This is a genomic window from Agrilactobacillus yilanensis, from assembly GCF_003946725.1.
Lineage (GTDB): Bacteria > Bacillota > Bacilli > Lactobacillales > Lactobacillaceae > Agrilactobacillus > Agrilactobacillus yilanensis.
The window spans coordinates 1-20,265 of the sequence record NZ_RHOY01000010.1; the positions used below are offsets into that span (position 1 = coordinate 1).

Here is a 20,265-nt window from a genome sequence, read left to right on the forward strand (position 1 = left end):
GTGTTTGTTTTGGTTATAAACATTATCTTCCTGAATCCCCGAATTGGCAATCTAGGGGGTCATTTCATATTATCTCTAGCTAAAATACTGGTTTAAGGCTTTATAAACGGCGTCAGCGATGGCTTCTTGATAGCTTGTTGAGGAGATTTTACTGAAGTCTTTTTTAGTATTGATGTAGCCTAATTCTAGTAAAACGGATGGGCGTACGTTGTCTCTTAAGACTTGATAATCGCCGTATTGGGTGCCTTTATTGGTCAAAGGTAGGCTGCTTAACTGTTGTGATAGGTCTTTAGCTAGGGGACTGTCTTTGGATTTACTGTAATAATAAGTGGTAATACCGGAGGCGTCATTAGAAGATTCGGTGGAATCAAAATGGAAACTGATGAACGCATCGGCGTTAGTGTTATTTGAAATCTGCGGCCGTTTGGCTAAACTGACGCTTTGATCACTGCTGCGGGTCATAATCACATTGGCACCGGCTTCTCGCAGTCGACTGGCAACTTGCTGGGCAACGGCTAGGGTGTATTTCTTTTCGTATTGACCGCTGTTAGAAAGGGCACCGGAATCGCTGCCGCCATGACCAGGATCTAAAACAATGGTCGCTTTAGCTAGGCTAGTTGGCTTCACGATTTCAGCGACGGCAGTTTTAGTGACGACCCAGTTGGCCACATAGCCCACTTGGCCGTCGTTAGTTTTAGCCTGGTACCATTGACCAACGGATTTAATGTAAGTCAGCGGGGTATCATTGTCTAACGTTGCCACAATAGCGCCGTTCATGTTGGCAGTTTTACGTAATTTTGTATCCGCTTGTTTTGTTGTTAACCGATAACCTTGAATGGCGGTATTTTGAGTGGCATTGTCATCGGTGGCGTTAGTTGTATTTAAGGTATTACTTTGGACCCAGCCTACAATATTATTATATTTCACTTGGGTCCAGCCGTTGGTCGTGTATAAAATAGTGACGGTTTGGTTGACGGTGGCAGTATCTAAAACGGCCGCGGTCGTACTGGCCTGTTGGTAGATCGAAACGTTTGTTGTATTGATTTTACCAACTTTATTCGAACTATTTAGACCAATTTCGGTACTATTTAACAACCAGCCGGCAACCCAGCCAATTTTAGCCTTATCCAGCCGCACTTGGTACCAGCCATTTTTTTGGCTGATAACGTCTAGTTGGGTGCCGGACTTAACTTTATCCAAAATATCATAAGATAAGCCAGGACCAGTTCTAACGTTAACAACGGTGGCTTTCACTTCAATTTTATTTTGATCCGCTAAGACAACTGCTGAACCTAAAGCTAGAAATAACGCAATCGCAATCAGCAGTAAATTGAAGTATTTTTTTAAATTAATTAAAATACGTTTATTTTCCATATTTATCATTCCTGAGGTTAGATTATAACTACTATAAGCGTATCAAAAAAAACAAAGTAAAGGTATTTTTTTGTTGAAACGCATAAAAATCTTAAAAACTTTTAATAAAAAGTAATTATTTCGCTTGAAAGGGCTTCACTTAGGCGTTATCCTTTGACAAATTATTGACTTTATAGGGTGAGATGTTGTATTCTCATATAGAATTGAATATTAGATCAAGCTGTTGATGAAGCATAATATAACTATTAAAGAGAAGGTACCGACTGCTGAAAGGTAACTTAGTTGAACTGACACTTTTGAAGCTTTGAAGAAACTCCGCTGCGTGCAGCGTTATCAAAGTTAGTGACCAAAACTAGGTGGTACCGCGCGAAAGCGCCCTTGTTAAATAAACAGGGGCGCTTTTTATTGTTTTTGACGTAACTGTGAGTTAGCAGACCTGATTGTAGAAAGAAGGCATTTGTTTGAAGTATCAACGACCTAAGGGCACAGCTGATATTTTACCGGGCGAATCTGAGAAATGGCAATATGTAGAAAGTACCGTCCGTCAAATATTTAATCGTTACCGTTTTGCAGAAATTCGGACACCGATGTTTGAATCTTATGAAGTATTCTCTAGAAGTTCTGGTGAAACTTCAGATATCGTGACCAAAGAAATGTATGATTTTGAAGATAAAGGGCACCGGCATATTGCGTTGAGACCAGAAGGCACTGCCGGGGTTGTCCGGGCCTTTGTTGAAAACAAACTTTATGGCCCAGAACATAATAAACCTTATAAAGTCTATTACATGGGCCCAATGTTTCGTTATGAACGACCGCAATCTGGCCGGCAACGGCAATTCCATCAAATCGGCGTTGAAGCGTTTGGTTCAGATAGTCCGGTGGTGGATGTCGAAGTAATGGCCATGGCCATGGAGATTTTAAAGTCATTTAATATCAAAAATATGAAATTAGCCATCAATACTTTAGGTGATCCAGAGACAAGAAAAGCCTATCATCAAGCATTGGTCGACTTTTTGAAACCGCATTTTGATGAATTGAGCGAAGATTCTAAAGTCCGTTTAGAAAAAAATCCATTGCGGGTGTTAGACAGTAAAGATCCAAAGGATAAAGAAATTGTCAAAGATGCGCCTTCAATTTTGGATTATTTGACAGAGGCGGCACAACAGCATTTTACGACAGTTAAGGCGTTGTTAGATGATTTGGGCATTGCCTATGACGTGGATACGACGATGGTTCGGGGACTGGATTATTATAACCACACTATTTTTGAAGTAATGACGACTGCTGAAGCTTTTGGCAACAAGGAGATCACCGTTATTGCCGGCGGTCGCTATGATGGCCTAGTTCAAGAATTAGGCGGTCCAGAAATGTCTGGGTTTGGTTTTGGCATGGGGGTTGAACGCCTGATCTTATTGCTGGACGAACAAGTTACGAAGCAATTGCAGGATAATTTGGACGTGTACGTGGTGGGCATTGGAGACAAAGCGTCACCTGTAACCTTAAAACTAGTTCAATCTTTGAGAAAACAAGGCTTTTCGGTGGATCGTGATTATTTGGATCGTAAGCCTAAGGCACAGTTTAAGGCCGCTGATCGGAACCACGCGGCAGTTGTATTGACGGTTGGCGACGATGAAATTGCTCAAAGTGTGGCGCAAGTTAAAGATATGGCCACTGGGGTTCAAAAGAGTCTGCCATTTGCGGAAATTACAACAAACTTCAAAAAAATTTACGATGACTTTAGACAAAGTGAGGGCGAATAATTTTGGTAAAACGTACAAATTATGCTGGCTTAATCAATGAAGACTATGTGGGCCAAGAAATTGATTTAGCAGGCTGGGTCCAAAAACGGCGCGATTTAGGGAATTTAATTTTTATTGATTTGCGAGACCGTGAAGGCATTTTACAATTGGTTTTCAGTCAAGAATTCTCTGAAACGGCTTTAGCTTTAGCGGACACGTTACGGGCTGAATATGTGATTAGTGTTCATGGTAAAGTTCAAGCTAGAAGTGAATCTGCGATTAATCCGAAAATGAAGACGGGAAAAGTAGAAGTTGAAGTAACGGCGATTAAGATTTTAAACAAGGCTAAAACACCGCCATTTTATATTGAAGACAATGTTTCGGCTTCTGAAGATTTAAAATTGAAATATCGTTATTTGGATTTAAGACGGCCAGAAATGGCAGCAGGGATCCGGACAAGAGCGCAGATTATGAAATCAGTGCATCATTTCTTAGATCGGGAAGATTTTATTGAAATTGAAACGCCAGATTTGACAAAATCAACGCCAGAAGGGGCTCGGGATTACTTAGTGCCTTCTCGGGTTTATCCGGGTAGCTTCTTTGCTTTACCGCAATCACCGCAATTATTTAAACAATTATTGATGGGCGCCGGTTTTGATCGTTACTATCAATTGGCCCGTTGTTTCCGGGATGAAGATTTACGGGGCGATCGGCAGCCTGAATTTACGCAGATTGACTTGGAAACAAGCTTTTTAGATGCTGAAGAAATTCAAGCTTTAACGGAAGGGCTCATTGCAGAAGTCATGCATGATGAAAAAGGCTTAGATATTCCTAGACCATTCCCACGGATGGATTGGGATGAAGCCATGGCCAGATATGGTTCTGACAAACCGGATACGCGATTTGGCATGGAATTACAAGATTTGTCAGACTTTTTCAAAGACAGCAGTTTTAAAGTTTTCCAAAATGCGATTGCTAATGGCGGTCAAGTGAAGGCGATTGTCTTAAGCGGTGCGGCTGATAAGTATTCTCGTAAAGATATTGAAGGCCAACAAGAACATATTAAACGTTTTGGGGCGAAGGGCTTAGCTTTTGTAAAAGTAACAGAAGATGATTTAACCGGTCCAGCAGCGAAGTTCTTAAAGGAACAACGGACGCCATTACTAGAAAAATTAGGTGCTAAAGCCGGCGATTTACTGTTATTTGTAGCCGATACTAAAAAAGTTGTAGCCGACAGTTTAGGTTATTTGCGGGTTCATTTCGGCCATAAATTAGGTTTAATTGACGAATCAAAATTCAATTTCTTATGGGTCTTGAATTGGCCATTATTTGAATACGATGAAGGCATTCAACGTTGGACAGCAGCCCATCATCCGTTCACTATGCCAAATGAAGCGGACTTGCATTACTTAGATGAAGGCGAAGATCCGCATCAAGCTTATGCGCAAAGTTATGATATTGTGCTCAACGGTTATGAATTGGGCGGTGGCTCAATTCGTATTCACACAAGAGAAATTCAAGAAAAAATGCTGCGGGCATTGGGCTTTACGAAAGAAAAAGCGCAAGCGCAATTTGGCTTCTTGTTAGATGCCTTAGACTACGGTTTTCCACCCCATGGCGGTTTAGCAATTGGTTTAGACCGGTTTGCCATGCTGCTTTCAAATCGGGATAATATTCGGGATGTCATTGCATTTCCTAAGAATTCCAAAGCAACTGAACCAATGACCAATGCGCCAATGCCAGTGGCACCAACGCAATTGGATGAACTGGGGATTGAAGTTGAAAAACCATTAGATTAAAATAAATAAGCGGTCTGGTTAGAATTGATTTTTGACCGAACCGCTTTTTTTAAACGGTATTTTGATAAGGAGGCCTTTAAATGACAGATTCTAAAGCGGACGTTAAAGCAGATTTACAGAAAAAGCTAACACCGCTGCAGTATGCGGTGACTCAAAACGGGGCTACCGAACCGCCTTTTTCCGGGACTTATGATGCTTTTTATGAACCTGGGTTATATGTGGATGTCATCAGTGGTGAACCATTATTTACATCCCTGGATAAATATGATGCCGGCTGTGGTTGGCCGGCATTCACTAAGCCTGTGGCGAAATTGACACAAAAACGGGATCGCAGCTTAATGATGGAACGCACGGAAGTCCGCAGCAAAGTCGCTGATGCCCATTTAGGTCATGTTTTTACAGATGGCCCAACTGATAAAGGCGGTCTGCGCTATTGTATTAATTCCGCGGCTTTAAAGTTTATTCCTAAAGCGCAGCTCCAGGCAGCTGGTTATGGCGCTTATTTAAAATTATTTGATTGAGGTGATCAAGAAATGGCAGCAGAAAAAGCAATTTTTGCTGGGGGCTGTTTTTGGTGTATGGTACAGCCGTTTGATACTTTTCCCGGCGTTTTATCGGTAATTTCCGGGTATACGGGGGGCCACGTGCCCAATCCCACTTATGAACAAGTTTGCAGTCACACAACGGGGCATACGGAAGCGGTTGAGATTACCTTTGACAATACGGTGATGACTTATGAACAGCTGCTGGATATTTATTGGCAAGTTACAGATCCCACCGATGCCATGGGGCAATTTCAAGACCGAGGCGATAATTATCGGCCAGTGATCTTTGTGAACTCCAAAGCCCAAGAAGCCGCCGCCACAGCCTCAAAAGCAAAACTTGAAGCCAGTCAGCGCTTTGATCAGCCGATTGTAACGGCCATTGAAGCCGCACAGCCTTTTTATCCGGCGGAAGTTGAACACCAAGATTTTTATAAAAAGCAGCCCCAACGGTATGCCCTAGAAGAAGCTGGGGGCCGCGCAGCATTCATTAAGAAACATTGGTCTGAAAACAAATAGCCGTTTAATTTTTGATTTTAAGGCGTTGATTCTGTAAACTAAAGGTATCGTGTAATAACGGCGCTACGGTTTTTAAAGTGGCTTACTAAGGAAGTCCTGTTAGCAGCGGGGCTTCTTTTTACTTACCGCCTGTAATAATACAGAGACGGCCTGTAACCGGGATTTGTTTTAAAACTTGTAACATTTCCGACATATGATAAAATCAATAAAGCTTGACAAACTAATTAAGAATTGAGGCTAATGGTTCAATGGAAGAACTAGATCGAATTATTAGAAGGCATCAAAATATCTCCAAAGCAACCAGTGCGTTTTTTTATGCCGTCGCTGTCGCCTTTGCCATGAACTTTTTTTGGGAATCCGGTGGTATTTACGCTTCGGGGATTACCGGTGCCGCTCAATTAATTGCCACTATCACAAAACATACAGCGATTCCCTTATCCACACCACTGATGATCGTTGTTTTAAACGTGCCCTTATTCGTATTGGCCTGGCGTAAAATCGGCCATCATTTTACAATTTTTACAATGCTATGTGTTATTTTGTCCAGTGTGATGATCCGGTTAATGGTTACCCGACATTTAACAACGGATCCGATTATTTGTGCGATTTTTGGGGCGATTTCTAACGGTATTGGGACCGGTTTAGCGCTGCGTAATGGTATTTCCACCGGTGGGATTGATATTATCGGTATTACGTTACGTAAAAAAACAGGTAAAAGTGTGGGGACGATTAACATCGCCTTTAATGCCATGATCCTGCTGGCTGCGGGTTTTATTTACGACTGGCCCCACGCACTCTACAGTGCGCTAGGGATCTTTATTAACGGCCGGGTTATTGATATGATTTATACAAAAGACCGGCGCCTGCAAGTGATGATCGTAACCAGTCATCCTAAAGCGGTTATTACACAAATTCAAAATGAAATGCCCCGGGGTATTACCATTGTTCATGATGCAGAAGGGGCTTATAAACATCAAGAAAAAACCATTTTATTTACCGTCATTTCACAATTTGAGATTTACGATTTAGAAAATGCGATGAAGTTAGCCGATCCTGGCGCTTTTATTAGTATCACCAGTGCCGTTAAAATTATTGGTCGTTTTATTGAACCAAAACAATAGGAGGGTATTATTTTGATTATTGGCTCACACGTTTCAATGAAAGGGCAAGCCATGCTTTTAGGCTCAGCTCAAGATGCCGCTAGTTTTGGGGCAGATACGATGATGGTCTACACTGGTGCGCCGCAGAATACGCGCCGCAAGCCAATTGAGGATTTAAATATTCCTGCGGGCAAAGCGTATATGGCGGCCCATCATATCCAATCAGTCATTGTCCATGCGCCTTATATTATTAATTTAGGGAACACGAAAAAGCCCGAAAACTACGGCTTTGCGGTAGATTTTTTACGGGCGGAGGTGCAGCGGGCTGATGCGTTGGGGGCGACACAAATGACGTTGCATCCCGGTGCCCACGTTGGGGCAGGGGCATCTGCGGCCATTGCACAAATTATTAAAGGTTTAAATGAAGTTATTACCCCAGAACAAAAGGTTCATATTGCCCTAGAAACGATGGCGGGGAAAGGGACTGAAGTTGGGCGGAATTTTGAAGAAATTGCCCAGATGATTGCAGGAATTACCTATAACGAAAAAATTAGTGTGACCTTTGACACGTGTCACACTAATGATGCGGGCTATAATGTTCGAGAAGATTTTGATGGCGTTCTAGCAGAATTTGATCGGATTATCGGCTTGGATAAATTACAGCTGATCCATTTAAATGATTCTAAAAATCCCCAAGGCAGTCATAAAGATCGCCATGCCAATATCGGTTTTGGGACTATCGGCTTTGACGCCTTGAGTAAAATTGCCCATCATCCGGCATTACAAGATCGGCCGATGATTATGGAAACACCTTATGTGGGTCCAGATAAAAAGCATCAGCAGCCCCCTTATAAATATGAAATTGCCATGTTGCGGGCCAATGAATTTGACCCTGACTTACTGACAAAAATTGAAGCACAAGCTTAAGCTTTATTCATAATCTTGTAAATCTAAAGCTTCAATAATAATTGTGGCGGTTTCTTCAATTGACCGATTAGCCACATTAATGACCATGCAGCCTAGTTTTTGGTACAAGTCATTGGCGTAGTCCAATTCTTCTTTAATGCGGGTCATATCTGAATAAGTCGTATCTGGATTTAGGCCGTAAGCAATCATGCGTTCACGGCGAATATTATTCAAAATACCAGGATCATTGGTTAAGCCAATGATCTTTTTTGGATCCACTTTCCAAAGTTCATCGGGAATATGGGCTTGGGGTACCAGGGGTAAATTGGCCACTTTAATATTGCGATTGGCTAAGAATAAGGATAACGGGGTTTTAGAAGTTCTAGAAACGCCTAAAAGCACCACATCGGCCTTCAAAAAGCCATTGGGATCTTTGCCGTCATCATATAAAACGGCAAATTCCATCGCTGAAATACGGTCAAAATAGCGGGCATTTAGATGATGGACCGCCCCAGCTTCATAAGTTTGAACAAGCCCCGTTCGTTTTGAAACTTCGTTGAGCAGCGGTGAAATATAATCATAATGCACTAAACCGTTTTGCTCACAGAAATTAGCGACCATAGAGCTGAGCCCTTTTGTAGCTAGGGTATGAATGACAATGGGCTGCTTATCAGCTTTAGCCTGTTCTAAAACATGGTTTAATTTCTCTTCAGTATTGATAAATGGAAAACGGCAGTAAATAGGTTTGATTTTTGGAAATTGGGACATCACAGCTTGGGCTAAATTAAAGCCGGTTTCACCGACAGAATCGGAAATAATATAAAGCGTAATGCGCTGCAATTCAGGTGTTGTATCAGACATTATACTTCCCTCCAAACGGATATGTTACTAAAATTTTACCATAATTACCGCGAAATCCCTAAGTAAAGTGCGACAAAAGTGCCTATTTTAAAGGTTGATAAATTTGATCAAGTTGGAAAAAGAAGCGCATTTTTGGGTATAAAAGCACTTTTAGGCGGTATAAATGTATAAATTGACCTTAAAATTCCAATTATTTTTGTCACTTAACAGTCATTTTTGAATTATATTTATTACGCAAAAAAGCCTATATATCGCTTTGTAAAGGGGTTTCATGACCCGATAAATAGGACTTGATTTTTGACGAAATATTAAAAAATCAAACTTTATATAAATAATCTAATGATTTGCGTTGACCGTTTAAATGAGTTTCGATATAATAGTTAAGAACGGTTTTGCAATAACCCATTTGTAGAGCGTTACACTGATTTGGAGGGAGGGATTTTCAGATGGCAAAGACAGTCGTTCATAAAAACGAATCTTTAGATGATGCTCTTCGTCGCTTCAAGCGTTCTGTGTCTAAAAGTGGCACACTCCAAGAATACCGCAAGAGGGAATTTTACGAAAAGCCAAGTGTTAAGCGTAAGCTTAAATCAGAAGCTGCTCGTAAACGTAAAAAATTCTAAACTTGTTAAGGAAATGATCCTGTGAGTTTGTTAACGAAGCTAAATGAAGATTTAAAAACTGCCATGAAGGCACGGGACAAAGATCGCTTAACGGTTATTCGCATGTTAAAAACAGGCGTAACTAATGAGCAGATCAAATTAGGCCATGATTTATCCGATCAAGAAGAATTGGCCGTTTTGTCACGTGAATTAAAGCAACGTAAAGAATCTTTAGAAGATTTTACTAAGGCCGGGCGTACCGACTTAGTGGATCACACAAAACAAGAAATCCAAATCGTCTCTGAATACATGCCTCAGCAGATGACTGAAGCTGAAGTACAAGCTTTAGTCGAAGCAACAATTACAAAGGTCGGTGCCAAATCTACAAAGGATTTTGGTAAAGTAATGGGCGCTTTAATGCCACAAGTTAAAGGCAAGGCAGACGGCGGCGTTGTGAATGCAATCGTTAAGAAGGCATTGACAGCATTATAATCTAAAATGCAATGAAGTGTTCGATACAGTTAATCTGGTGTCGGACACTTTTTTTAAACACTTACAAATATTATCATTCTTTTATATAACTATTATGGCATACAAGTTGAGATAATCTTGTGTTATGATACTGTTATAAACTATTGAAGGAGCTTGATGTATTGACAGAAGCGGTGAATACGGAACGCACGTTTGAAGTACTAGATGCTGGTAAAACGGCGGGATTAGTTGGGGCAAATGACCAATATTTAACCTTAATCGAAGAAGGTTTATCAGTGGTTTTAAATCTTTTTGGTACAAATATCAAAATTACTGGTGAACAGCCCAAAGTGGATCAGAGCTATCAAGTACTAGACAACTTATATCAAGTATTGGAAAAAGGCATCAGCATCAGTAACGCTGACGTGATCAGTGCCATTAAAATGGCGACTAAAGGGACTTTAGAATATTTCCAAGACTTTTACGATCAAGAGATTATTAAAGATGCAAGACATCGCGTCATTCGCGTTAAAAACATGGGGCAGCGACGCTATGTGGATTCAATAGATCACAATGATATTACGTTTGGCATTGGACCAGCAGGCACGGGGAAAACTTATATTGCAGTGGCTAAGGCAGTTTTGGCTATGAAAAAAGGCCAAGTTCAGCGCTTGATTTTAACTCGGCCAGCAGTTGAAGCCGGGGAAAATCTGGGCTTTTTGCCAGGGGATTTAAAAGATAAAGTAGATCCTTATTTGCGGCCGGTTTATGATGCGTTATATAACATTATGGGCACCGATCAAACCAATCGGTTAGTAGACCGGGGGTTAATTGAAATCGCTCCGTTGGCTTATATGCGGGGTCGGACGTTAGAAGAAGCTTTTGTGATTTTGGACGAAGCGCAAAATACAACGCCTGCACAAATGAAGATGTTTTTAACACGGCTGGGCTTTGAGTCAAAAATGGTCATTAATGGGGATATCACGCAAATTGATTTACCCCACAATCAAAAAAGTGGTCTAATTGAAGCGCAACAAATTTTGAAAAATATTGATCATATTGGCTTTGTGAATTTTACAGCGAATGATGTGGTACGGCATCCCGTTGTAGCAAGTATTATTGACGCCTATGCGCGGCAGAATAAACAAGCTTAAGTCTTGGAGGCAACTATGAATTTAACGATTTATGATGAAGACAAATTATTAACACCAGATGAAATTAAATTGGTCCAGAATTTAATTGACTTTGCGGCTAAAACACTGACTGTTGCCGCAGAAACTGAAATGTCAATTACGTTTGTAACACCTAAAGGCATTCAAGAAGTGAACCAAAAATACCGCCAAGTTGATCGACCAACAGATGTCATCAGTTTTGCCATTGAAGATGACGATGACGGTATGTCTGAATTAGAAGCTGATTTGGGCATTCCTAGAAATATTGGTGATTTGATTATTGCGCCTGCTGTAGCCAAGACCCATGCTGAAGATTATGGTCATTCCTACCACCGCGAATTAGGCTATACAGTGGTCCATGGCTTTTTACATCTGAACGGCTATGATCATATCAAACCAGAAGATGAGCAAAAAATGATCGGCTTGCAAGAGGAGATTCTGGAAAGCTATGGCCTTAAACGATAAGCCTAATAAGCCGCAAACAGATAAAAACCATTCATTTTTTCAATCTTTTAAACATGCTGCCCGGGGTATCGGTTTTGCCATAAAACACGAAACCAATTTACGCCGGGATATTTTAATCGCCGTTTTAGTGTTACTAGCGGCTTATTTTTTACACTTACCGCAAACTGATTTTTTATGGCTCATTTTGGTGAGCTTTTTAGTTTTCCAAGCGGAATTATGGAATAGCGTTGCCGAATATATCGTGGATTTGACGACCCAGCATGCGTATTATCCATTGGCAAAAGTGATCAAAGATTTATCCGCTGGGATCGTTTTGCTCACGGCATTATTTGCGGTCATTGTCGGCGCTATTATTTTTATACCAGCATTATTAAAACTTTTGAATTTAAGTTAAGGGGATTTTTACGTGACGGAAACAAATAAAGCATTTCATTCAGGTTTTGTAGCGATTTTAGGCCGACCTAATGTGGGTAAATCTACATTGATGAATCGGGTCATTGGTGAAAAAATTGCCATTATGTCTGACAAAGCGCAAACGACACGGAATAAAATTAATGGGATTTACACGGATGACGCGGCACAAATTGTTTTTGTGGACACACCAGGTATTCATAAACCTAAAAATGATTTAGATGAATATATGGATGATGCGGCTATTTCAACGTTAAAAGAAGTAGACGTTGTCTTATTTATGGTGGCTGCTGACGACAAAATCGGCCCTGGTGATAAATATATTATGAATTTATTAAAACAGGCCAACACACCGATCTTACTGTTAGTGAACAAAATTGATTTAGTGCACCCGGATAAATTACCAGAAATTATTAGCGGCTATACCGATATTTTAGACTTTACCGAAGTTTATCCAATTTCGGCAACCCAAGGCAATAACGTTCCGGATTTATTAGCTAAAATTAAAGACTTTTTACCCGTAGGCCCCCAATATTATCCTGAAGATCAATTAACGGATCATCCAGAATACTTTGTTGTCTCTGAATTAATCCGGGAACAAGTTTTACACTTAACCCGTGACGAAATTCCCCATGCGGTGGCAGTTGTCTTGGAATCTATGAATCAGCGGGTGAATGATAAGTTGCAAGTGGACGCGGTGATTTTTGTAGAACGGGATAGCCAAAAAGGGATTGTTATTGGCAAAGGCGGCGCCATGCTGAAGAAAATTGGCATCAATGCCCGCCGTGAAATTGAAGGTTTATTAGGCGAAAAAATTAACTTAAAGCTTTGGGTCCGGGTTCAAAAGAACTGGCGGGATGATCCTTTATTTTTACAACGTTCAGGTTATAATTTAAAAGAATTTAAGTGATGATATGGCACATGAAATTGAAACATTCCAAGGTTTGATTTTATTTCGTCGGGACTATCGGGAACGGGATTTGTTAGTTAAGATGATTACCGATCGCTTTGGAAAAAAAATGTTTTTAGTAAAAGGTGGCAAACGGCCTAAAAATCGACTGGCCTCAGCGATTCTGCCATTTACATATGGGCAATATGTGGGCGATATCCGTGACGGGTTATCTTTTATTAATACAGCAAAAGAAACTCATCATTTTTGGCAGATCAGCCAAGATATTGTTTTAAATGCGTATGCCAGCTATATTTTAGGCTTGATCGACAAAGCTTTTGAAGATGCCGTGCCGTTGGATTATTGGTTTGGCCGAGTTTTTCAAGCCTTAAAGCTCATTGATGAAGGTTTTGATCCCCAAATAATTACCCATATTATGGAAGTACAGCTATTGCAGGTTTTTGGGGTGCAGCCGAATTTAGAAAGCTGTGTTATTTGTCAGCATACGGATCGGCCCTTTGACTATTCTGAAAGCTATGGGGGCCTGTTATGCGCACAGCATTGGCATTTGGATCCCAATCGGTTTTATGCCAGTCAGCGGGCGATTTATTTTCTGCGGCTTTTTGCGGCGGTGGATTTAACGAAGATTAATTCGATTAAGCTCAAAACGGAAACGAAAGCTGAATTAAAACAGATGATTGATCAAATCTATCAAGATACCGTGGGGGTTTATGTCAAAAGTAAACACTTTTTGGATGAAATGGCAGATTGGCCGGACAGTATTTTGAAAAAACCATCAGAAGATTAAAGCAGTGTTTGACAATTCTGATTTTTATTGTATTATTGGATAGTAAATAATCAACGATGATAAAAAGGGTAATCAAAAAGAAAAGATTTAGCGAGTGTGGGATAGTGCAAGCCGCAACTTTATTTTGATTATTGGCATTTTGGAGTTGATCACAAATCAAGTGTAGGCAAGATAATTTGCCTGAAGTAGGGTGGAACCGCGTATAAAACCGTCCCTATACTGTTGTCGCAGTATAGGGATTTTTTAATGCACGGATTTAAAACAAGCCAAAGGAGAAACGTTATGACTGAAAAACTAACCGTTCAAGAAATTGTTTTAAAATTACAGCAGTTTTGGAGCAGTAAAGGCTGTATGTTAATGCAAGCCTACGATACAGAAAAAGGTGCTGGGACGATGAGCCCCTATACATTCTTACGGGCGATTGGCCCTGAACCTTGGAATGCGGCTTATGTGGAACCTTCCCGGCGGCCGGCAGACGGGCGTTATGGGGAAAATCCCAATCGGTTGTACCAACACCATCAATTCCAAGTCGTGATGAAACCTTCTCCTGAAAACATTCAAGAATACTATTTAGACAGTTTGCGGGAATTAGGCATTGAACCATTAGAACATGATATTCGTTTCGTAGAAGATAACTGGGAAAACCCTTCCATGGGCTGCGCCGGTGTGGGTTGGGAAGTTTGGCTGGATGGCATGGAAGTCACTCAATTTACGTATTTCCAAGTCGTTGGCGGCTTAAACGTAAAGCCTGTAACTTCAGAAATCACGTATGGCTTGGAACGCTTGGCCTCTTATATTCAAAACATCAACTCTGTGTTTGATTTAGAATGGGGCGACGGCGTATTATACGGCGATATTTTCAAAGAACCGGAATATGAACACTCAAAATATTCTTTTGAAGAAAGCAATCAAGAAATGTTGTTAAACTTTTTTGACGCCTATGAAAAAGAAGCCAAACGGCTCATCAAATTAGGTTTGGTTCATCCAGCTTATGATTATGTCTTAAAATGCAGCCACACCTTTAATTTATTAGATGCCCGGGGCGCTGTATCCGTTACAGAACGGGCCGGCTATTTAGCCCGTATTCGGAATATGGCCCATTTGATTGCTAGAGCTTTTGTGGAAGAACGGGAGAAACTTGGTTTTCCATTATTGAAACACGCCCAAGACAAAGCAAAAGAGGAGGCCAATTAACGTGAAAGACTTTTTATTAGAAATTGGATTAGAAGAAATGCCCGCTCATGTTGTCACACCAAGTATTGTGCAATTAAATCAACGGGTACAGCAGTTTTTGAAGGACGAAAACTTAGATTATGACAGCATTCAGCCTTTTTCAACCCCAAGACGTTTAACGTTATTGATCAAAGGTTTAGCGGACAAACAAGCTGACAGCCATGAAACTTTAAGAGGCCCAGCCAAACAAATTGCCCAAGACGAGGCTGGTAATTGGTCAAAAGCGGCCCAAGGTTTTGCCCGGGGACAAGGGGCCACTGTCGATGAGTTAACCTTTAAAGAAGTAAAAGGCAAAACCTATGTCTTTTTAGAAAAAAATACCGTTGGTCAGCCGGCTGCTGAAATTTTACCAAAAATTGCGACGGCCATCACAGCGATGAATTTTCCCACTAGAATGCATTGGGGCAATTATGACTTTGAATACATCCGACCAATCCATTGGTTGGTGGCATTATTAGATGATGTCGTGATTCCATTTAATATTTTAAACATTGAAACCGGCCGAGAAACAAGAGGCCATCGTTTCTTAGGCAAAAATATTACGTTACCTAATGCGGACGCTTACGAAGAAGCTTTAAAAGAAGATTATGTCATCGTTGATGCCGCAGAACGTAAAGATGTGATTCGCAAACAAATTCATACATTAGCCGTTGAAAATGATTGGCAAGTGGATTTAGATGAAGATCTTTTGGAAGAAGTTAATAATTTAGTGGAATATCCCACTGCTTTTTATGGGGAATTTGATCCTAAATATTTAGAAATTCCTGAAGAAGTTTTAATCACTTCTATGAAAGACAATCAACGTTATTTCTACGCAAGAAGCCAAGAAGGCCAATTATTGCCAGTCTTTATCGGGGTCCGTAATGGGAACAGCGAACATCTGGATAATGTGGTTTCTGGGAATGAAAAAGTCTTAGTCGCCCGCTTAGAAGATGCCCAGTTCTTCTATGAAGAAGATCAGAAGAAGACAATCCAAGACTATGTCGCCCAATTAAAACAAGTTTCTTTCCATGATAAGATTGGCTCTATGTATGAAAAAATGCAGCGAGTTGGTAAGATCGCTCAATTTTTAGGGCAACGTTTTGGTTTAACCGAAACCGAATTAACCGATTTAAAACGGGCTGCTGAAATTTATAAATTTGATTTAGTCACGGGGATGGTCGGCGAATTCCCAGAATTACAAGGGGTCATGGGTGAAAAATATGCCTTATTAGCGGGTGAAAAACCAGCAGTAGCCACCGCCATTCGGGAACACTATTTGCCAACCGCTTCTAGAGGGGCCTTGCCACAAACTAATGTTGGGGCAGTGTTATCCATTGCGGACAAATTAGACAGCATTTTGAGCTTCTTTGCCGTTGCCTTAATTCCAAATGGCTCCAACGATCCTTATGCCTTACGGCGGCAAAGTTTTGGGATTGTTCGTATTTTACAAGATCGAAAATGGCATTTCCCAATTGATGAACTACAAGAACAAATTAAAAAATTAATTGCCAATGAAGGCAGCGAAGCTCATTTAGATTTAACGGCGCATCAAAAAGAAGTCCGTGAATTTATCATTGATCGGGTGAAACAGTGGTTTAGTATCCAAAAGGAAAATCATGATCTCATTGATGCCGTTGTGGATAATCGGAATAAGGATATTGCGGATATGTTTGCGGCAGCTAAAGTGTTGCAACAACACCGTGAAGATCCAAGCTTTAAGACAACGATTGAAGCCTTGACTCGGGTAATGCGGCTGTCACAAAAAGCAGATTTTGCCGATACAACGCTAACTGTAGACCCAACGTTATTCCAAGACGACACGGAAGCGCAGTTATATACTAAAGTCAGTGAAATTCAAAAGAATTTAGCTGATAAATCTTTAGAAACCGTTTATCAAGAGTTGGAAGGTTTAAAACCAACGATTGAAGCTTATTTTGAAGCCAATATGATTATGGATAAAGATCCAAAAATTCGAGATAACCGCTTAAAACAGTTACTAATCATTAATAATATCGTATTATCTTTAGGTGATTTGACAGAATTAATTGTAAAATAAGTTTCACTTGCATCGGAAATATTTATGTAGTATGATATAAAAGTATTAATATATCAAATTTAAAGTCGCATTCATTTATGTATGCGGCTTTTAGTTGCCATAACAGGAATGAGGGATGATGATAGATTGGCTAAGATTCCTGAAGCCGTTATTGAAGATATTCGCAACCAGGTCGATATTACAGACGTTGTTAGTCAATATGTCCAATTAAAAAAATCTGGTAAAGATTTATTTGGGCTTTGTCCATTTCACGAAGAAAGAACGCCATCATTTTCAGTTTCTGAGGAAAAACAGATTTTCCATTGCTTTAGTTGCGGCCGAGGCGGCAATGTTTTTAAGTTTATCATGGATGTGGACCAGTTGTCCTTTCCAGAAGCGGTCGTAAAAGTTGCAGAAATGAACAACATTCCATTAGATGCCCAATATTTGCAGACTAATGGACCGGCGCGTTCTGATGAAGAACAGCAATTACGAAAATTATATGAACAAAGTCAAAATTTATATCATCACATTTTAGTGAATACCCAGCTGGGGCAAAAGGCCTTAAAGTATTTGCATCAGCGGGGGATGACCGATGAAATGATTGCAACTTTTGGCATTGGTTATGCACCAGAAAAGACAGATTTATTAACACTCTTTTTTAAAGATAAACAAGTGGCACCAGCACTGTTGGAAAAATCTGGTTTATTAACATCAACTCAAAATAACACATTGATCGATCGCTTTGTGGATCGCGTCATGTTTCCCATCCGAGATCAAGGCGGGCAAACGATCGCCTTTTCTGGCCGGGTACTATCTAAAGATCCTAATAAACCAAAATATTTAAACAGTCCAGAAACATCTTTATTTAATAAGCGTAAAATTTTGTTTAATTTTGATTTGGCAAAAGCTGAAATTCGCAAAAACAGCGGCGTTTTACTGTTTGAGGGCTTCATGGATGTGATTGCAGCCTATCAGGCCGGCGTTAAAAACGGCGTTGCGTCCATGGGCACCAGCCTGACGGATGAACAGCTTTATTTATTGCAACGGGTGACCAATCATTTAGTGATTTGTTACGACGGCGATGATCCGGGGCAAAAGGCGACAAATCGGGCGGTAGACATGTTAATGCCGAATCGGCGCTTGGATATTGGCGTTGTGGTTTTACCTGATGCGCAAGATCCGGATGAGTTCATCAAAAGTCATAGTCCGGAAGCATTTAGAAAGTTGTTGACCGATGGGGAGCAGACTAGCGTTCGGTTTAAGCTGGATTATTTGCGGCGGGATGTTAATTTAAATAATGATAAGTTCAAAGTAGATTATTTAAACCAAGCGTTGCAATTATTGCAAAGTGCCGCTACCCCTTCAGAACAAAGTTTATATATGCAGCATTTAGCCACTGAACTAGGCATTGATTTAGCAGCCATTAAGACACAATTTGAACAATTGCCTAGTCGTCGGCAGACCCAACAGGGGTTACAGCCTCAAGGTAAGTATCAAAAACAAGCGGCGGTTGCCATGGGGGCGACACCGGTACCAGAGGCAACAAAAGTTGTTAAATACAGCCGTTTAGAGCAAGCCCAGCGGCTGTTGCTTTATTATGCCATCCATGACCAAAGTATTTGTCGCCGGTTATTGGGGGAAGCAGGGTTTGCTTTTAAACAAGTCACTTACCAAACGATTTTTGAATTATGGTTAACTTTTTCGACAAATTACGAAAGTCAAGATGTTTCAGCGTTCATTGATCAGTTGCCAGCAAATTTGCAAAATGCCGTTGCGGATTTAGAGATGAGCAACTTTCCTGAGCTTACGGAACCCACGGTCATTGATGATTTATTACAAGTTATTGGGACCCAGGATTTACAAGTACAGTTAAATCAGGCGAAACAAGGTTTAAAAATCGCCAAAGAAACGGGTAATCTTGAAGAAGAACTTCATTGGACGATGACCATCATCGAATTATCAAGGCATTTGAAGGGAGCTTGATATTTTTTGACCAAAGTCAGTTTAAATTGGTTTAAAGCACTATAGTTTGATAAGGGGGAGTACATTTATGGCGAATAAAAAAACAACCACAAAAAATACAGCGTATGATAAGGCTGTAAAAGCCGTTATTAAAGACTACAAATCTAAAAAAGAAATTTCTCAAGAGGAATTAACAACTAAGCTTGTACAACCCTTCGAATTAGGCAGTGAAGCCATCGATGATTTATATCAAAAAATTGAGGATCAAGGGATCAGTATCCTTGATAAAAATGGCGAACCAACGGCCATTAGCTTAAAGAAAAATAAAGTCACTAAAAAAGAATTACAAAATATGTCTGCACCAACTGGGGTCAAAATCAATGACCCAGTGCGCATGTATTTGAAAGAAATCGGCCGGGTATCTTTATTGACAGCCGACGAAGAAGTGGCTTTAGCTTTGAAAATCGAACAAGGCGATGAAGAAGCAAAACAGCGCTTGGCAGAAGCTAACTTACGGTTGGTAGTTTCCATTGCCAAACGTTATGTGGGCCGGGGGATGCAGTTCTTAGATTTAATCCAAGAAGGTAATATGGGCTTGATGAAGGCCGTGGAAAAATTTGATTACCGCAAAGGGTTTAAGTTCTCCACTTATGCCACTTGGTGGATCAGACAGGCCATTACCCGTGCCATCGCGGACCAAGCTAGAACCATTAGAATTCCAGTGCACATGGTGGAAACGATCAATAAATTAATCCGGATCCAACGCCAGCTTTTACAAGATTTAGGCCGGGAACCAACGCCTGAAGAAATTGGTGCGGAAATGGATATGCCCACAGATAAAGTTCGGGAAATCTTAAAGATTGCCCAAGAACCTGTTTCATTGGAAACACCAATCGGTGAAGAAGATGACTCTCATTTAGGGGACTTTATTGAAGATGCGGATGCCACAAGTCCAGAAGACCACGCTTCTTACGAATTGTTGAAAGAACAACTGGAAAATGTTTTGGATACATTAACGGATCGTGAAGAAAACGTGTTACGGCTGCGTTTTGGTTTAGATGACGGCCGGACTAGAACTTTAGAAGAAGTTGGGAAAGTGTTCGGGGTAACTCGGGAACGGATTCGGCAGATCGAAGCTAAAGCCTTGCGGAAATTACGCCATCCATCTCGTTCTAAACAATTGAAGGATTTCTTGGAATAGGCACTTAACCTAGATTAATAATAAAAAGATAATTAAAAAAATAAGCTGATTCAAATTCAATTTTTGAACCAGCTTATTTTTTTTGAGCTTGTCTTCAAAATAACGCATTAGTCAAGTATCCAAAGCAACGCCACGGCTTGAATTAACGCATTGATAATATTTCTAAACTTAACACCCAACAAAATAGCCCA

The 20,265-nt window shown here is 40.5% G+C and carries 19 protein-coding genes; 17 read left to right on the top strand and 2 right to left on the bottom strand.

The window, feature by feature from the left end; genetic code table 11:
* Window positions 1–75: 75 nt before the first annotated feature.
* Entirely contained in the window at window positions 76–1,374 is a 1,299-nt protein-coding gene (locus EKM93_RS07935) for an N-acetylmuramoyl-L-alanine amidase (RefSeq protein WP_125714735.1), read from the bottom strand.
* Window positions 1,375–1,835: 461 nt separating this feature from the next.
* On the opposite strand from EKM93_RS07935, the gene hisS reads away from it, so the two are divergent.
* The 6 genes from hisS (at window position 1,836) to EKM93_RS07965 (ending at window position 8,000) form a co-directional block, all read left to right on the top strand.
* Window positions 1,836–3,134: a histidine--tRNA ligase gene (gene hisS / locus EKM93_RS07940; RefSeq protein ID WP_125714737.1), complete on the top strand. Its 1,299-nt coding sequence runs from the start codon at window positions 1,836–1,838 to the stop codon at window positions 3,132–3,134.
* Window positions 3,135–3,136: 2 nt separating this feature from the next.
* Complete coding sequence (aspS, locus tag EKM93_RS07945; protein WP_125714739.1) at window positions 3,137–4,912, top strand: aspartate--tRNA ligase; 1,776 nt, start codon at window positions 3,137–3,139, stop codon at window positions 4,910–4,912.
* A gap of 80 nt (window positions 4,913–4,992) precedes the next feature.
* Entirely contained in the window at window positions 4,993–5,433 is a 441-nt protein-coding gene (gene msrB, locus EKM93_RS07950; RefSeq protein WP_125714740.1) for a peptide-methionine (R)-S-oxide reductase MsrB, read from the top strand.
* A 12-nt stretch (window positions 5,434–5,445) separates the two neighbouring features.
* Window positions 5,446–5,973, top strand: a complete 528-nt coding sequence (msrA, locus tag EKM93_RS07955; protein WP_125714742.1) for a peptide-methionine (S)-S-oxide reductase MsrA — start codon at window positions 5,446–5,448, stop codon at window positions 5,971–5,973.
* Between the two features lie 248 nt (window positions 5,974–6,221).
* The gene (locus tag EKM93_RS07960) at window positions 6,222–7,094 is read left to right on the top strand and encodes a YitT family protein (protein WP_125714744.1); all 873 of its coding nucleotides are present in this window, start codon (window positions 6,222–6,224) and stop codon (window positions 7,092–7,094) included.
* Window positions 7,095–7,103: 9 nt separating this feature from the next.
* Window positions 7,104–8,000 carry a deoxyribonuclease IV gene (locus EKM93_RS07965; RefSeq protein WP_191988492.1) on the top strand — a complete coding sequence of 299 codons (897 nt, stop codon included), beginning with the start codon at window positions 7,104–7,106 and terminating at the stop codon, window positions 7,998–8,000.
* Window positions 8,001–8,003: 3 nt separating this feature from the next.
* Here the strand turns inward: EKM93_RS07965 and EKM93_RS07970 are convergent, their stop codons facing one another.
* Complete coding sequence (locus EKM93_RS07970; RefSeq protein WP_125714748.1) at window positions 8,004–8,840, bottom strand: pyruvate, water dikinase regulatory protein; 837 nt, start codon at window positions 8,838–8,840, stop codon at window positions 8,004–8,006.
* Between the two features lie 446 nt (window positions 8,841–9,286).
* On the opposite strand from EKM93_RS07970, the gene rpsU reads away from it, so the two are divergent.
* The 11 genes from rpsU to rpoD all read left to right on the top strand — a co-directional run bounded on the left by rpsU (window position 9,287) and on the right by rpoD (window position 20,074).
* Entirely contained in the window at window positions 9,287–9,463 is a 177-nt protein-coding gene (rpsU, locus tag EKM93_RS07975; RefSeq protein WP_125714750.1) for a 30S ribosomal protein S21, read from the top strand.
* Between the two features lie 21 nt (window positions 9,464–9,484).
* Entirely contained in the window at window positions 9,485–9,934 is a 450-nt protein-coding gene (locus EKM93_RS07980) for a GatB/YqeY domain-containing protein (RefSeq protein WP_125714752.1), read from the top strand.
* A 161-nt stretch (window positions 9,935–10,095) separates the two neighbouring features.
* Window positions 10,096–11,067 carry a PhoH family protein gene (locus EKM93_RS07985; protein WP_376923099.1) on the top strand — a complete coding sequence of 324 codons (972 nt, stop codon included), beginning with the start codon at window positions 10,096–10,098 and terminating at the stop codon, window positions 11,065–11,067.
* Between the two features lie 15 nt (window positions 11,068–11,082).
* The gene (ybeY, locus tag EKM93_RS07990; protein WP_125714754.1) at window positions 11,083–11,550 is read left to right on the top strand and encodes an rRNA maturation RNase YbeY; all 468 of its coding nucleotides are present in this window, start codon (window positions 11,083–11,085) and stop codon (window positions 11,548–11,550) included.
* Window positions 11,534–11,944 (top strand): diacylglycerol kinase family protein, encoded by a 411-nt coding sequence (locus EKM93_RS07995; RefSeq protein ID WP_125714756.1) that lies wholly within the window; start codon window positions 11,534–11,536, stop codon window positions 11,942–11,944. Before ybeY ends, EKM93_RS07995 begins: the two co-directional genes overlap by 17 nt.
* 12 nt (window positions 11,945–11,956) lie before the next feature.
* On the top strand, window positions 11,957–12,871 hold the full coding sequence (gene era, locus EKM93_RS08000) for a GTPase Era (RefSeq protein ID WP_125714758.1): 915 nt from the start codon (window positions 11,957–11,959) through the stop codon (window positions 12,869–12,871).
* A gap of 4 nt (window positions 12,872–12,875) precedes the next feature.
* Complete coding sequence (gene recO / locus EKM93_RS08005) at window positions 12,876–13,658, top strand: DNA repair protein RecO (protein WP_125714760.1); 783 nt, start codon at window positions 12,876–12,878, stop codon at window positions 13,656–13,658.
* Window positions 13,659–13,940: 282 nt separating this feature from the next.
* Window positions 13,941–14,852 carry a glycine--tRNA ligase subunit alpha gene (gene glyQ / locus EKM93_RS08010; RefSeq protein ID WP_125714762.1) on the top strand — a complete coding sequence of 304 codons (912 nt, stop codon included), beginning with the start codon at window positions 13,941–13,943 and terminating at the stop codon, window positions 14,850–14,852.
* Window positions 14,848–16,929 carry a glycine--tRNA ligase subunit beta gene (gene glyS / locus EKM93_RS08015; RefSeq protein ID WP_449224256.1) on the top strand — a complete coding sequence of 694 codons (2,082 nt, stop codon included), beginning with the start codon at window positions 14,848–14,850 and terminating at the stop codon, window positions 16,927–16,929. Before glyQ ends, glyS begins: the two co-directional genes overlap by 5 nt.
* Window positions 16,930–17,055: 126 nt before the next feature.
* Entirely contained in the window at window positions 17,056–18,894 is a 1,839-nt protein-coding gene (gene dnaG / locus EKM93_RS08020) for a DNA primase (RefSeq protein ID WP_225423667.1), read from the top strand.
* A gap of 67 nt (window positions 18,895–18,961) precedes the next feature.
* Complete coding sequence (rpoD, locus tag EKM93_RS08025; RefSeq protein ID WP_125714766.1) at window positions 18,962–20,074, top strand: RNA polymerase sigma factor RpoD; 1,113 nt, start codon at window positions 18,962–18,964, stop codon at window positions 20,072–20,074.
* Window positions 20,075–20,265: the final 191 nt, after the last annotated feature.

What these genes read in the sequence shown, in the direction of transcription:
- EKM93_RS07935 (WP_125714735.1), bottom strand. Translation starts at nt 1,374, where the DNA reads ATGGAAAATAAACGTATTTTAATTAATTTAAAAAAATACTTCAATTTA.
- msrB (WP_125714740.1), top strand. Translation starts at nt 4,993, where the DNA reads ATGACAGATTCTAAAGCGGACGTTAAAGCAGATTTACAGAAAAAGCTA.
- msrA (WP_125714742.1), top strand. Translation starts at nt 5,446, where the DNA reads ATGGCAGCAGAAAAAGCAATTTTTGCTGGGGGCTGTTTTTGGTGTATG.
- EKM93_RS07960 (WP_125714744.1), top strand. Translation starts at nt 6,222, where the DNA reads ATGGAAGAACTAGATCGAATTATTAGAAGGCATCAAAATATCTCCAAA.
- EKM93_RS07970 (WP_125714748.1), bottom strand. Translation starts at nt 8,840, where the DNA reads ATGTCTGATACAACACCTGAATTGCAGCGCATTACGCTTTATATTATT.
- rpsU (WP_125714750.1), top strand. Translation starts at nt 9,287, where the DNA reads ATGGCAAAGACAGTCGTTCATAAAAACGAATCTTTAGATGATGCTCTT.
- ybeY (WP_125714754.1), top strand. Translation starts at nt 11,083, where the DNA reads ATGAATTTAACGATTTATGATGAAGACAAATTATTAACACCAGATGAA.
- EKM93_RS07995 (WP_125714756.1), top strand. Translation starts at nt 11,534, where the DNA reads ATGGCCTTAAACGATAAGCCTAATAAGCCGCAAACAGATAAAAACCAT.
- recO (WP_125714760.1), top strand. Translation starts at nt 12,876, where the DNA reads ATGGCACATGAAATTGAAACATTCCAAGGTTTGATTTTATTTCGTCGG.
- glyQ (WP_125714762.1), top strand. Translation starts at nt 13,941, where the DNA reads ATGACTGAAAAACTAACCGTTCAAGAAATTGTTTTAAAATTACAGCAG.
- rpoD (WP_125714766.1), top strand. Translation starts at nt 18,962, where the DNA reads ATGGCGAATAAAAAAACAACCACAAAAAATACAGCGTATGATAAGGCT.